General features: G+C 66.8%; 14 protein-coding genes. 8 read left to right on the top strand and 6 right to left on the bottom strand.

Annotation, left to right across the window (positions count from 1 at the left end; all coding sequences use genetic code 11):
• The first annotated feature begins 27 nt into the window (after positions 1-27).
• Genes EV641_RS13805 through EV641_RS13790 form a run of 4 tightly spaced genes read left to right on the top strand, consistent with a single transcriptional unit; the run spans position 28 to position 3,118 of the window.
• Positions 28-1,497 carry an NCS2 family permease gene (locus EV641_RS13805; RefSeq protein ID WP_132472346.1) on the top strand — a complete coding sequence of 490 codons (1,470 nt, stop codon included), beginning with the start codon at positions 28-30 and terminating at the stop codon, positions 1,495-1,497.
• A gap of 46 nt (positions 1,498-1,543) precedes the next feature.
• The gene (locus EV641_RS13800) at positions 1,544-1,975 is read left to right on the top strand and encodes a MarR family transcriptional regulator (protein WP_054716967.1); all 432 of its coding nucleotides are present in this window, start codon (positions 1,544-1,546) and stop codon (positions 1,973-1,975) included.
• A 46-nt stretch (positions 1,976-2,021) separates the two neighbouring features.
• Positions 2,022-2,849 (top strand): RNA methyltransferase, encoded by an 828-nt coding sequence (locus tag EV641_RS13795; RefSeq protein ID WP_054716957.1) that lies wholly within the window; start codon positions 2,022-2,024, stop codon positions 2,847-2,849.
• On the top strand, positions 2,846-3,118 hold the full coding sequence (locus EV641_RS13790) for a DUF2537 domain-containing protein (protein ID WP_132472344.1): 273 nt from the start codon (positions 2,846-2,848) through the stop codon (positions 3,116-3,118). The genes EV641_RS13795 and EV641_RS13790 overlap by 4 nt, the downstream gene beginning before the upstream one ends.
• Positions 3,119-3,130: 12 nt before the next feature.
• Here the strand turns inward: EV641_RS13790 and EV641_RS13785 are convergent, their stop codons facing one another.
• The 4 genes from EV641_RS13785 to EV641_RS13770 form a co-directional block, all read right to left on the bottom strand.
• Positions 3,131-3,847 carry a hypothetical protein gene (locus EV641_RS13785; protein WP_054716952.1) on the bottom strand — a complete coding sequence of 239 codons (717 nt, stop codon included), beginning with the start codon at positions 3,845-3,847 and terminating at the stop codon, positions 3,131-3,133.
• Between the two features lie 12 nt (positions 3,848-3,859).
• Positions 3,860-4,768: a septation protein SepH gene (gene sepH, locus EV641_RS13780; RefSeq protein ID WP_199233245.1), complete on the bottom strand. Its 909-nt coding sequence runs from the start codon at positions 4,766-4,768 to the stop codon at positions 3,860-3,862.
• A 250-nt stretch (positions 4,769-5,018) separates the two neighbouring features.
• Positions 5,019-6,140, bottom strand: a complete 1,122-nt coding sequence (gene serC, locus EV641_RS13775) for a phosphoserine transaminase (protein ID WP_132472342.1) — start codon at positions 6,138-6,140, stop codon at positions 5,019-5,021.
• A gap of 67 nt (positions 6,141-6,207) precedes the next feature.
• Positions 6,208-7,335, bottom strand: a complete 1,128-nt coding sequence (locus EV641_RS13770; protein WP_132472340.1) for a citrate synthase 2 — start codon at positions 7,333-7,335, stop codon at positions 6,208-6,210.
• A 167-nt stretch (positions 7,336-7,502) separates the two neighbouring features.
• Here EV641_RS13770 and EV641_RS13765 point away from each other — a divergent pair, with 167 nt between their 5' ends.
• The 3 genes from EV641_RS13765 to EV641_RS13755 are packed head-to-tail and all read left to right on the top strand — an operon-like array spanning position 7,503 to position 9,915.
• Positions 7,503-7,949 (top strand): biogenesis of lysosome-related organelles complex 1 subunit 2, encoded by a 447-nt coding sequence (locus EV641_RS13765; protein ID WP_241997197.1) that lies wholly within the window; start codon positions 7,503-7,505, stop codon positions 7,947-7,949.
• A 41-nt stretch (positions 7,950-7,990) separates the two neighbouring features.
• Complete coding sequence (gene pdxH, locus EV641_RS13760; RefSeq protein ID WP_132472498.1) at positions 7,991-8,641, top strand: pyridoxamine 5'-phosphate oxidase; 651 nt, start codon at positions 7,991-7,993, stop codon at positions 8,639-8,641.
• Positions 8,638-9,915, top strand: a complete 1,278-nt coding sequence (locus tag EV641_RS13755; RefSeq protein ID WP_132472338.1) for an MFS transporter — start codon at positions 8,638-8,640, stop codon at positions 9,913-9,915. The genes pdxH and EV641_RS13755 overlap by 4 nt, the downstream gene beginning before the upstream one ends.
• A 9-nt stretch (positions 9,916-9,924) precedes the next feature.
• Here the strand turns inward: EV641_RS13755 and EV641_RS13750 are convergent, their stop codons facing one another.
• A complete protein-coding gene (locus tag EV641_RS13750) occupies positions 9,925-10,821 on the bottom strand; it encodes a serine hydrolase (RefSeq protein ID WP_132472336.1) in 897 nt (298 codons plus the stop codon).
• On the bottom strand, positions 10,818-11,693 hold the full coding sequence (locus EV641_RS13745) for a LysR family transcriptional regulator (protein ID WP_132472334.1): 876 nt from the start codon (positions 11,691-11,693) through the stop codon (positions 10,818-10,820). Before EV641_RS13745 ends, EV641_RS13750 begins: the two co-directional genes overlap by 4 nt.
• An 86-nt stretch (positions 11,694-11,779) precedes the next feature.
• Between EV641_RS13745 and EV641_RS13740 the strand changes: the two genes are divergently transcribed.
• Positions 11,780-12,928, top strand: coding sequence for an RNA-guided endonuclease TnpB family protein (locus EV641_RS13740; protein ID WP_132472332.1), 1,149 nt, complete (start codon positions 11,780-11,782; stop codon positions 12,926-12,928).
• The last annotated feature ends 230 nt before the right edge of the window (positions 12,929-13,158 follow it).

Here is a 13,158-nt window from a genome sequence, read left to right as displayed (position 1 = left end):
CGTACTCGACGAGCGGAAAAAGTGGACATGGCCGTAGGAACCGATTCCAAGAGATCATCCTTCCTGGATGCGTATTTCAAGATCAGCGAACGAGGTTCGACGGTCTCGCGGGAGGTGCGTGGCGGACTCGTCACGTTCTTCGCGATGTCGTACATCGTGGTCCTCAACCCCCTGATTCTCGGCAGCTTCTCCGCCGACGACGCGACCGCGAAGATCGATGTCCTGGGCAACATCCTGCCGGTCAACCAGGTTGCCGCGGTCACCGCACTCGTGGCCGGTCTGATGAGCATCATCTTCGGTGTGGTCGCGAACTACCCGTTCGCGATCGCCGCCGGCCTGGGCATCAACAGCCTGCTCGCGGTGACGATCGCCCCTCAGGTTACGTGGCCCGAGGCGATGGGCCTCGTCGTGATCGACGGCATCATCATCGTCGTGCTCGCCCTCACAGGCTTCCGCACCGCCGTGTTCAACGCGATCCCGAGGGAGCTCAAGGCGGCAATCGCTGCCGGTATCGGTGCGTTCATCGCGTTCATCGGCATGGTCGATGCCGGTTTCGTGCGGCGCATCCCCGACGCGGCCGGCACCACCGTCCCCGTCGGACTGGGCATCGACGGTTCCATCGCGTCGTGGCCGACGTTCGTCTTCGTCGTCGGTGTGCTGCTCATGGGTGTGCTCGTGGTGCGGAAGGTGCGAGGTGGCCTGCTCATCGGTATCGTCACCACCACGATCCTCGCGATGATCGTCGAGGCCGTCGCGGAGGTCGGGCCGTCGCAGGGCACCAACCCGAAGGGCTGGAACCTCGGCCTACCCGCAGCCCCCGAATCCTTCATCGGCATCCCCGACCTGGCATTGGTGGGTGATGTGAACCTGTTCGGCGCGTTCACCCGCATCGGTGTGATCGCCGCGTCGCTGCTCGTGTTCACTCTCGTGCTCGCCAACTTCTTCGATGCCATGGGCACCATGACGGGCCTCGGCAAAGAGGCCGACCTCACCGACAAGGACGGCAACTTGCCGGGCATCGGCAAGGCCCTCGTCGTCGAAGGTGCCGGCGCCATCGTCGGTGGTGGAGCGTCCGCATCGTCGAACACTGTGTTCGTCGAGTCCGCGTCGGGCATTGCGGAAGGGGCCCGCACCGGCCTCGCCAATGTCGTCACCGGCCTGATGTTCCTGCTCGCGATGTTCCTGACCCCGCTCTACGAGGTCGTGCCGATCGAGGCTGCGGCCCCCGCGCTCGTCGTCGTCGGTGCGCTCATGATCGGTCAGGTCCGCGACATCGACTTCACCAAGTTCGAGGTCGCTCTCCCCGCGTTCCTGACGATCATGGCGATGCCGTTCACCTACTCGATCGCCAACGGTATCGGCGTCGGCTTCATCACCTGGGTTGTCCTCCATGCGGTGAGCGGCAAGGCGCGCACCGTCCATCCGTTGCTGTGGGTCGTGGCGGCGCTGTTCGCGCTGTATTTCTCCGTCGATCCGCTCACAGAACTGCTCACCTGACACAGCGCTGGGTCGAGGGTCCGGTCTGTCCCGTATTGTGCTCGCCATGATCTCGGACACACGGGCACTCGCAGGCGACCTCGCGCTTGCTGTGGTGCGTTTGACGCGTCATCTACGGGGACAGCGCAGCCATTCCCGAGTCACTCTGACACAACTGTCGGCCATGCAGACGTTGCGGACGGAGGGGGCGATGACCCCCGGCGGGCTCGCGTCCCGCGAACGGGTTCAGCCCCCGTCGATGACGCGTGTGATCGCGTCGCTGAACGAACTCGGCCTGGTGGAGCGCACTCCGCACCCCACCGACGGCAGGCAGATCATCGTCAAGTTGTCGTCCGCAGGAGACAGCCTGCTCGCCGATGAGCACCAGGCGCGCGAAGAGTGGTTGACCGAACGTCTCACGAAGCTCGACGACGCCGACATCGCCACCTTGCGCGAGGCGGTCGTCATCCTGACGGAGCTGGTGGCCGAGGAGGACTAGTCGAGTCCGATGCGGCGATCGTGTCTCCGGCTGGGAGAATGTTGCCGTGGTTCACGTCATCGACATCGACGATCCCGCCGACCCCAGGCTGGACGACTTCCGCGACCTCAACTCCTCGGATCGGCGTCCTGATCTTCCTGGTGGAAAGGGGCTGGTGGTCGCCGAGGGCGTGCTGGTCGTACAGCGCATGCTCGACTCCCGATTCCCGTTGCATGCCATGCTCGGTGTCGATCGTCGCCTCGGTGAACTCGCCGACGACCTGCGCGACACCGGGCGGGCGGGACTGTCTCCGGACGTGCCGTACTACCGGACCGACGCGGGCGTCATGGCAGAGGTGGTCGGCTTCCACCTCAACCGCGGCGTGCTCGGGGTCGCGTATCGGCCCGAGCCGCTCGACCTCGTCGAGGTGATCGAGAAGTCCACCACCGTCGCGGTGCTCGAAGGCGTCAACGATCACGAGAACATCGGTTCGATGTTCCGCAATGCGGCAGGACTCGGTGTCGACGCAGTGCTGTTCGGTAAGGGCTGCGCCGATCCGCTGTATCGGCGCGCTGTACGCGTGTCGATGGGACATGTCCTGCGCATTCCGTTCGCGCACGTCGACCAGTGGCCGCACGACCTCGATACGCTGCGTGACCGCGGATTCCAGCTGATTTCGCTGACCCCGAATCCGGAGGCGATGCCGCTCGCCGAGGCGATGACGGGGGAGAAGGTGGCGTTGCTGCTCGGCGCGGAAGGACCCGGGCTGACGGAGCAGGCCATGCGCGCCACCGATGTACGCGCTCGAATACCGATGGCGCCGGGCACCGATTCGCTCAACGTGGCGACGGCAGCGGCGATGGCGTTCTACGAGCGAGTTCGGATCCCCGGATGAATGCGACGTCCGTGCCCTCGCCGACTCCGTGGTCGACGGGGCTGTCGTTGGCCGCGTTCGCCTTTGCGATGACAACGGTCACGCTCGTCGCGATCGGGGAGGTCCTCGCGGACATTCATCCCGCGGTGGCGGTGCTCGTCAATATCGTGGCCGTCGCGGGAGCCACTCCGACCCTTCTGGTCTGGCGACGGAGAGCGGTGTGGCGGTGGGTGGCGCTGGGTATCGCTACCGCTGTGCCTGTGGCGTGGGCCGTGCTGTTGTTCGGATGAGCGTGGCCTGACCTACAGGCCCACCGCGCGGCGCCACCAGGGGCGCGTGGTCTGCTGCGCGGTCGGTGCGGGTTCTCCCGGTCGGTGCAGGGTGAAACTCCACACGTCGATGTCGCCCGGCTCGGGCTCGTCGTCGGTGCGACCGACGTACCGGAACCCGAGCCACGCGGCGTTTGCGGCTTCGACGAGGCGGCGGGGATGGAACGGCAGCGCTTCGGGATGCGGAACAGAACCTGCCGGCCACCGCATGGGGTGCTCGCCCGACCAGTACGGACGTTCCCACACGAACGGAATGCCCTCGTCTTCGTAGAACTCGATAGCGCCGGCCCCGAACGCGCGTCGGAGTGTGCCTCGCTCCCACGCCCCGAACGACCCCCACCCTCCGGCGGCATCGGACACGATCAGGTAGGTGTTCTCGGATGCGAGTGTGTGCAGCCAGTCCTCACTCACCGCGGACGGGCGGCGGTGGACGAGGTCGCGGCTGCACACCACGGTGACACCGGGGAAGCTGCCGACGAAGACTGTGTTGTCGTCGAACTCCGCGTCGTCCGGTCCCATTCCCGCAGCCACCTGCGCGAGTGTCGCGCGGCCGCCCACGGTGGCGTGCCGATCGGGATACAGTCGCGCGAGCAGAGCGTGCGCTGTGTCGAGGTCGGGGGTCGAATTACGCAGTACTGCAGCAGGATCCGGGGCGTCGACGTACCAGAGCGTCGACACGACCGCCGCCATCGGCGTCGGTCCTCAGGCGCGTCCGTTGCTGCGGACGCCTAGCAGTACGTCGTCCCACGACGGCAGTGCGGGCTTGCCGCGCTTGTCCTTGCTCGGGTTCGCTGCGGACTTGGCCGACGCTGCCGCGCCTCGCTGTGCGTCGGTGTCGGGTTCGGTGGCGACGGGAATCGTCCGGCCCGTCTCTACTACCGCGGTCTCGTCGTCGGAGGGTTCCGGCTGCCGGTCGATGACGACCGCGTCGGCCGGTGCGGCGACGAACCGCTCGGTCTCGGTGTCGGTCTCCACCGTGTCGTCGGTGTCGCGTGACGAGTACACCGGCGTCAGGTAGCGCAGGGGGCGACCGCAATCCGGGTCGACGAGGTCGGCGGCGATGTCGTCGAGCGCGGAGATCGTGCCACCGTGCGCATCGGGCTGATAGCGCCAGTGCGCAGCATTGGTGGAACGGCCGGCCTGCCATTCGAGTTGAGCGACCCAGTGGCCGTCGTCGTCGCGCCATGCATCCCACGTCGCGTCGTCGAGGTTGTGTCCGCGCGAGCGGAACGCCTGCGTGACGATCTCGAGGAGTGTCTGCACTGTGGGGCCGTCGGGGCGGACCGGGTGCCCCTTCTGTGCCATGTCGGCTGCGCGGGAACGCTCGAGCAGTACCGGATAGGCGAATCGTTCGACCTTCGAGATCGGAATGCCGGCTTCTTCGGCAACCTGCTCGACGGACGCCCCGGCCCGGATGCGGGCCTGGATCTCGCGCGGGCGGAGGGTGCTGGCGGTTTCGATCTGGATCTGCCCCAGTCGGGCGAGGTCGCCGCGCGATGCGGCGCGAAGTGTGTCGTCGACCGGAATGCGGAACTTGTCCCCCGTTGTGGGATCCGCGAGCACGACATGCTTAGCATCCGGCTCGAGACCCACCACCTTCAGTTCTCGCACACTGACCTCCTCGCGCCGGCTCGCGATCGACTTGCCCGAGATTATCGGAGTTGTCCTCGATCCGGGAGGTGGACACGCCGCGCCACGCCGAGTCGAATCACAAGAATTCCGGCCGGAGGCGTTATCGTCCTAGGTTTGCCGATTATGTCTCGATGTGTGGTTGAGAGTTTCAACGAATGATTCGAGGGCCGGGCCCTGTGGGCCCGGCCCTCGAACGAGCGCTGCGAGCAGCGATCAGTGCTGGGAGGGATCAGAGCTGGGAGACGACCCAGTCGATGCTCTTGGTCAGCTGCGTGATGTCCTCGGGGTCGATCGCCGGGAACATGCCGACGCGCAGCTGGTTCCGGCCGAGCTTGCGGTAGGGCTCGGTGTCGACGATTCCGTTGGCCCGCAGGATCTTCGCGACCTGTGCTGCATCGACGGACTCGGCGAAATCGACCGTACCGACGACCTGCGACCGCAGTGCCGGATCGGTGACGAACGGCGTAGCGAACTCGGAAGCCTCGGCCCACTCGTACAGACGCGACGACGAATCCTTGGTGCGCGCGACCGTCCAGTCCAGCCCACCGTTGCGGTTCATCCACTCGATCTGATCGGCGAACAGCAGCAGCGTGGCCAGCGCCGGCGTGTTGTAGGTCTGGTCCTTGCTGCTGTTGTCGACGGCGATCGGCAGCGACAGGAACTCCGGCGTGAACCGGCCCGACGCCTTGATCTCGGCGACGCGCTCGAGCGCAGCCGGGCTCATCAGCGCGATCCACAGGCCGCCGTCGGCCGCGAAGCACTTCTGCGGCGCGAAGTAATAGACATCGGCATCGGTGATGTTCACGGGCAGACCACCCGCGCCCGACGTGGCGTCGATCGCGATCAGCGCGTTGTCAGAGCCCGCGGGACGCGACACCGGCACAGCGACACCGGTCGAGGTCTCGTTGTGTGCCCAGCCGATCAGGTCGACGGACGAGTCGGCGACGATCTCGGGAGCCGAGCCCGGATCGGCGCTCACGACGACCGGGTCGCCGATGAACGGGTTGTTCTTCGTGACGGTCGCGAACTTCGACGAGAACTCGCCGTACGTGAAGTGCTGCGAACGCTCGCGGACCAGGCCGAATGCTGCGGCATCCCAGAACGCGGTGGTGCCGCCGTTGCCGAGGACGACCTCGTAGCCCTCGGGCAGCGAGAAGAGATCGCGCAGGCCGGAGCGGACACGAGCCACGACGTCCTTGACGGGCTTCTGGCGGTGGCTGGTGCCGAACACCGAAGCGCCGACGTCGACCAGCGACTGCAGCTGCTCGGGGCGGACCTTGGAGGGGCCGCAGCCGAAGCGGCCGTCTGCGGGCTTGAGATCGGCGGGAATGATCGGTGAAGCGTCAGCCATCGGAAAGCGTGTCCTTAAGCGTCGAGGGACAAGTGCAGGAGTAGTCTAAACCGCCCTGCCGCGCCGATCAGCGATGTGTGATCGAATCCCACCCCGCGACAGCATCGGCGGAGCGGGGATCGGGGCCGGTGTAGATGGCCGCGGGGCGCACCAGCTTGCCGAGCTTCTTCTGTTCGAGAATGTGAGCGCACCAGCCGCCCGTGCGGCCGCACGTGAACATCGCGGGCATCATCGCTGCGGGAACCTCCGCGAAGTCCAGGATGACCGCAGCCCAGAATTCGACGTTCGTTTCGATTGCGCGGTCGGGGCGACGCTCACGCAGTTCGGCGAGTGCGGCCTGCTCGAGGGCTGCAGCGGCCTCGTAGCGCGGTGCGTCGAGGCGCTTGGCGGTGGCGCGCAGCACGCGGGCGCGGGGGTCCTCCGCGCGGTACACGCGGTGACCGAAGCCCATGAGCTTTTCCTTGCGGTCGAGGAGCCCCTTGACCATGGCGCGTGGATCACCGCTGCGTTCTGTCTCCTCGATCATCGGCAGCACGCGCGCCGGTGCACCGCCGTGCAGCGGGCCGGACATCGCACCGACGGCGCCGGACAGCGCGGCCGGGGCGTCGGCTCCGGTCGACGCGATGACGCGCGCGGTGAAGGTGGAGGCGTTCATGCCGTGCTCGGCGGCGGACACCCAGTAGGCGTCGATGGCCTCGACATGCTTCGGGTCGGGCTCGCCCTTCCAACGCACCATGAAGCGCTCGGTGACGGTCTGCGCCTCGTCGACACGCTTCTGCGGGACGGCGGGCTGGTAGATGCCGCGTGCCGACTGCGCGACGTACGACAGTGCCATCACCGCGGACCGTGCGAGGTTGTCGCGGGCGGTCGCGTCGTCGATGTCGAGCAGCGGCGAGAAGCCCCAGATCGGTGCCAGCATCGCGAGTCCTGCTTGGACGTCGACACGCACGTCGCCGGTGTGGATCGGGAGAGGAAACGGTTCGGCGGGATGCAGTCCGCGGCCGAACTCACCGTCGACGAGCAGCGCCCACACGTCGCCGAAGGTCACGCCCTTGCCGACGAGTTCCTCGATGTCCACACCGCGGTATCGCAGTGAGCCGCCGTCCTTGTCGGGTTCGGCGATGTCGCTGGTGAAGGCGACGACGCCTTCGAGTCCTGCGACGAAATCCTCGGGTACGGACGCGTGTGGTGCCATGACGGTGTGGCTCTCCTCGTTCACGTGCGGCCCGATCCGGGCGGCACTGCCGGTGGAATGAGTGGGCAGTCTTGTGATCGGCAACTCATTCGGTCGTCGAAGAGGACTCTAGTCGCCCGTTACCCGCTTCGACCTCCGGGAGGTGTTCGCTTGTGGATAATCGGCGAATGGTCGACTCGGAGCACGAAATCAAGGACGTCCCGAGCAGCATCGCGGGTGTGCAGCACGGGGAGCGGCAACCGGAGCGGCAGCGCCTGCGGAAACTGGCGCAGGCCGCCCTGAACGCCGACATGACCGTCGACCAGCTGCAGACGATCATCGGCGATCTGGACAGAACTCTCGGCAACATGGACAACACCATCAGCGGACTGGACGGCGCGATCGCCGGACTGGGCGTCACGCTGGCCCGCTTCGACAGAACTCTCGACCAGGTCGACGCCACCGTGACCAAGATGGGCGACGTCGTCGGACGGCTCGAACGGGTGACAGGCCGTCTCGAATCCCTCGTCGACATCGCAGAAATCGCGACCCGCCCCTTGGGTGCACTCGAATCGGCGGGTCGCAGCATCGCCGCTCGGCTCGGCTGGACGGACCGTCCCGAGAACTCGGAGTAACCTCCACATCCGTGCAGGATCCGCAGAATCCACTCGCGTCGATGCGGGTGAACTACATCCCCACCGCCCCGGCGGAGGAGCCCTCGGACATCGATCTCGGTCCCGAAGACCTCGATGGGGGTTGGCTTCCCTACGCCCGACGCTGGCTGGCGGCCGCAGTGTCTGCGGGTGTACCCGAGCCCAACGCCATCGTCCTCGGCACCGTCGACGAACACGGCCACCCCGCGACCCGGACCGTGTTGTGCAAGGGAATCGACGCCGAGGGTGTCACCTTCTTCACCAACTACGGATCGGACAAGGCACGTCACCTCGACGCGGTGCCGTACGCGTCGGCAACATTCGTGTGGCTTCCGCTGCATCGACAGATCAGCATCCGCGGCCCCGTCGTCCGTGTCTCCGCCGAGGAGACCGAAGCCTATTGGCGGACGCGGCCGCGTGGCTCTCAGCTGGGTGCGTGGGCGTCACAGCAGTCGCAGCCCATAGCGTCGCGCGCTGACCTGGATCACGCGCTCGTCGAGGCCGGCGAGAGGTTCGGGGTCGACGGCGACATTCCCGTGCCCCCGTTCTGGGGCGGACTTCGGATTTCTCCGGACTTCGTCGAGTTCTGGCAGGGCCGGCCCAACCGGATGCACAACCGTGTCCGGACCCGGCTCGTCGACGGCCGGTGGCACACGCAGCGACTGCAACCGTGAGGCGGATTCTCGCCGACACCGCACCGCTGCAGAACAAGGACTATGCCCGCCTGTGGTGGGCCGGTGTCGTGACGGTGATCGGTGCTCAACTGTCGGTGGTCGCGGTTCCCCAGCAGATCTACGAAATCACCCGCAACTCGGCGTACGTCGGCCTGACCGGTGTGTTCGGCCTGGTACCGCTCGTCGTGTTCGGGTTGTCGGGCGGAGCGCTCGCCGACGTCATGGACCGCCGCACACTGCTGACGATCACGTCGGTCGGCCTCGGCGGGACGTCGCTGCTGCTGTGGGCCCAGGCCGCGGCCGGGCTGAACAACGTCTGGATCCTTCTGGGTCTGTTCTCTCTGCAACAAGCATTCTTCGCCGTCAACCAGCCGACGCGTGCTGCCATCATCCCGCGCCTGCTGCCGACCGGTCAGATCGCTGCAGCGACCTCACTGAACATGACGGTGATGCAGTTCGGTGCGATTGCCGGACCGCTGCTTGCCGGGGCATTGATTCCGGTCCTAGGGCTGTCGACCCTGTATCTGCTCGACACGATCTTCCTGCTCGCGACGCTGTGGGCGGTGATCCGGCTGCCGTCCATACCGCCGCTCGGCGAGACGACACGGGCAGGACTGCGCGCGGTACTCGACGGCTTCCGGTATCTGTCGACCCAGAAGATCCTCCTCGCGTCGTTCATCGTCGACATCGTCGCGATGGTGTTCGGCATGCCGCGCGCGCTGTTCCCTCAGATCGCGCACGAATCGTTCGGCGACCCCGCGACGGGCGGCTTCGCACTCGGACTGCTGTTCGCGTCGATGTCCGTCGGCGCAGTGCTCGGCGGCGTCTTCTCCGGTTGGTTGCCGCGGGTGCGGCGCCAAGGTCTCGCAGTGATGGTGTGCATCGCGCTATGGGGTGTCGCGATGATCGGTTTCGGTGTCGCGGTGTGGTTCGCGGTGCCGGGTGGTAGTGCGGTGCTGCTGTGGGTGGCGCTCGCGTTCCTCGCATTCGGTGGTGCGGTCGACATGGTGTCGGCGGCGTTCCGGTCGACGATGCTGCAGACAGTCGCGACCGACGAGATGCGTGGCCGGTTGCAGGGCGTGTTCATCGTCGTCGTGGCGGGAGGCCCGCGGATCGGGGACGTGCTGCACGGTGCTGCGGCCGCAGCGGTCGGGACCGCCGTTGCAGCGGCCGGCGGTGGTGTACTCGTGGTGGTCGGAACTCTGGTGTGTGTCTTCGCGTTTCCCGCGTTCGTGAGGTATCGCGTACGCAGAGACGGCACACCCGAGGCGTGACGGTGGAGGTCAGGCGGGGAGCGGTGCCCTCAGTTCGGTGACTGCGATTCTCGCGGCCTCACCGATCGCTGCATCCACCAGGGGCAGTGACGGTTCCGCACGGGCGGCACGTGTGAAGACCGCGACCGCCACCGGGTGCTCGCCGGGGAACTCGACGACCGCGACCTCGTTGCGGATGATGCCGATCGTGCCGGTCTTCCCTGCCACCGACACCCCGCGGTATGGGAAGGCCGCGGCGATGCGATGCGGCCAGATCTGGCTGCGCATCACGTGTCGGACGAAGCCGGTCTGCTCGGCGGAGAGCACGTCACCTGCCCATACTGTGGCGAGGAGCCGTGTCATCTCCTCGGCAGTGGTGGCGCTGGTGAACGCCGGGTCGTAGGCCGACACCGACCACGCCGCGTCGTTGTCGGTGAGGGCTTTGAACGCCTCGACGGTGGTGTGGCTGTCCGTCTCCTCGATCAGTCGCCGGTACATGTCTGCGGTGCCACCCACGATGTTCGTGTGTTCGAGGCCGAGTCGGGCGAGCATGTCGTGGACTGCGACGGTGCCGATCTCGCCGAGCAGCACATCCGCGGCGGCATTGTCGGAGACGATCATCATCGACGCGGCAATATCGCGTCTGCTCATGGTGACCGGATCGCGCATGGTCGCGATGCCGGTGGAGCCCGGTGTGCACTCGGACGGCTCGATGCGCAGTTCGGACCTCGGATCGATCCTGCCGGCGTCCACCTCTGCGCAGAACGCGAGGAACAGCGGCAGTTTGTACACCGACGCGAGCACGACCCGCTCCTCGCCGTGCACCGACAGCGTGGCCTCGTCGTCCGAGCAGCGGCGCGCGTGCAACCAGCCACTGCACCCGGCGTCGGCGAACACGGCCCGGATCCGGTCGGTAGCCGTGCTCATTTTGCGCGCTCCCGGAACAGCACGCGATCGATCGCCGCGACGTGCCGGGCGACGTCGACGCTGGGACGCCACACGATGCGCACGCGCAGAGCGATGGCGTCCGGGGCGAGCGTCAGCCACGCGACACCGGGAACCGAGCCCGGGGATGCGGTGGATATCCCGAAGTGCGTGCCGGCAGCCACCGCAGCAAGGGCTGTGCGGTCGTCCGGGACGGTAGTTGCACCGACGTCGAGCCCTCGCTCTCGCAGAATGTCTTGTGTGGCATCGAAAGCCGCCGGGTTTCCGGCTCTCGGAGGTGTCGCGAACGACAGGTCGGAGAGCATCGGGAAACGCGGCCGCTCCGCCCGCGCACTGCGGTGCCCGGCCGGCACGACCACCCATCGGGGCGCCTTCGTCACCGGTCCGGCCTCGACGCCGTCGAGTAGTGCGGGGTGCTCGACGACCGCGAGGTCACACATGCCCGACCGGACCGCGGCGACCAGGTCGACGCTTGCGGCCACCTCGGTCGAGACCGTCACATCGGGTCCGGTGCGCAGTGCTGCGGCGCAGGCGGTGAGCATCCGGTCGGGGAGTGCGGCCGTCGCGCCCCAGCGCACGACGCCCCGCGCCTCGGAGACACGCTCGGCTTCGGCGAGGAATCTCTCGGAGTCGTCGACGAGCAGCCGTGCACGGGGGAGCAGAGCGGCGCCGGCGGTGGTCAGCACGGCTCCCTGCTGCGTGCGGTGGATGAGATCGGTACCGATGTGCTGCTCGAGTCGTCGAAGCCCTTGTGAAAGAGGAGGTTGCGTCATGTTCAGGGTGGCAGCAGCGCGCCCGAAGTGCCCTTCTTCCGCGACGGTGACGAAGAAGCGGAGGTGACGGATCAGATCCATGAACAGGAAACGTAGCGCGCAAGCCCGGTCCTTCGGGGCCGGGTCAGCGCATCAATCATGTCGGTGGTCGTGGCTATGGTCTCGCTGTGCAGCTTCGATACCAGTACCGCGTCTACCCGACGCCCGGCCAGCAGCACATGCTGGCCCGGTCGTTCGGGTGCGCGCGGGTGGTGTTCAACGATGCACTGCGCGTCCGGCAGGACGCGTATGCGGCCGGGGTGACGCTCTCGGATACCGACGTGCAGAAGCAGGTGGTCACCGCAGCGAAGAAGACCCCACCACGGGCATGGCTGGCCGAGGTGGCGTCGGTAGCGCTGGTGCAGTCGGTGCGCGACGCGGCAGTGGCCTACCGCAACTGGTTCGACTCGATGTCGGGGAAGCGGAAGGGCCGCAAGGTCGCCGCGCCGCGGTTCAAGTCCCGCAAGGACAACCGGCAGGCGATCCGGCTGACCCGCAACGGGTTCTCGCTGCGTTCGAACGGGAAGTTGTATGTGGCGAAGGTCGGCGAGGTGAAGGTGGCGTGGTCGCGGGAGTTGCCGTCGGAGCCGTCGAGCGTGTCCATCATCAAGGATGCAGCCGGACGTTATTTCGCGTCGTTCGTGGTGGAGACCACCGACGAACCGCTGCCCGAGGTGGACTTCGAGGTCGGTATCGACCTGGGTTTGACGACGTTCGCGGTGCTCTCGGACGGGAAGGTCATCGAGTCCCCGAAGTTCCTCCGCCAGGCCGAACGGCGGTTGAAGAAAGCGCAACAGGCTCTGTCCCGCAAGGACAAGGGCAGCAGGAATCGGGCGAAGGCACGTATGCGTGTCGCGAAGGCGCATGCGAAGGTGGCCGATGCCCGCAAGGATTGGGCGCACACGCAGTCCACGGTGATCATCCGCGAGAACCAAGCGGTGTTCGTCGAGGACTTGTGTGTTATCGGGTTGGCGCGGACACGGTTGGCGAAGTCGGTGCACGATGCCGGGTGGGCGATGTTCACCCGCATGGTGGAGGAGAAGGCCGCCCGGTATGGGCGGACCTTCGTCAAGGTGGACCGTTTCTACCCGTCGAGTCAGTTGTGCTCGGTGTGTGGGATGAAGGACGGCCGGAAGCCGCTTTCGATTCGGGAGTGGCAGTGCGCGGCGTGTGGGGTGGTCCACGACCGCGACCTCAATGCTGCGAAGAACATCCACGCGGCCGGACGTGCGGAGTGGTTGAACGCCTGCGGAGGGACTGTAAATCCTGCCGTTTAGCGGGAGGTATGTCCCTGTGAAACAGGAACCCACCGGAGTGGCGCGTAGTGCTGCGGGAGGAATCCCGGTCGTTCACGGCTGGGAGGACGTCAAGTCATTGAACCAGTGCCTGCTGGGCGTCCGGCGGATCGGTGCATGGGGAGTTCGATGTTCGCGTCTTCCACGTCATCGACCAGCGGCGATACTTTTTGCGACCCGGCTCGGGCCCGTGCGGATATTGGCGGCGTGGA

Source organism: Rhodococcus sp. SMB37 (assembly GCF_004345605.1).
Classification (GTDB): domain Bacteria; phylum Actinomycetota; class Actinomycetes; order Mycobacteriales; family Mycobacteriaceae; genus Rhodococcus.
The sequence above is the reverse complement of the archived record's forward strand: the minus strand, read 5'-3'. Positions and strand labels throughout refer to the sequence as shown.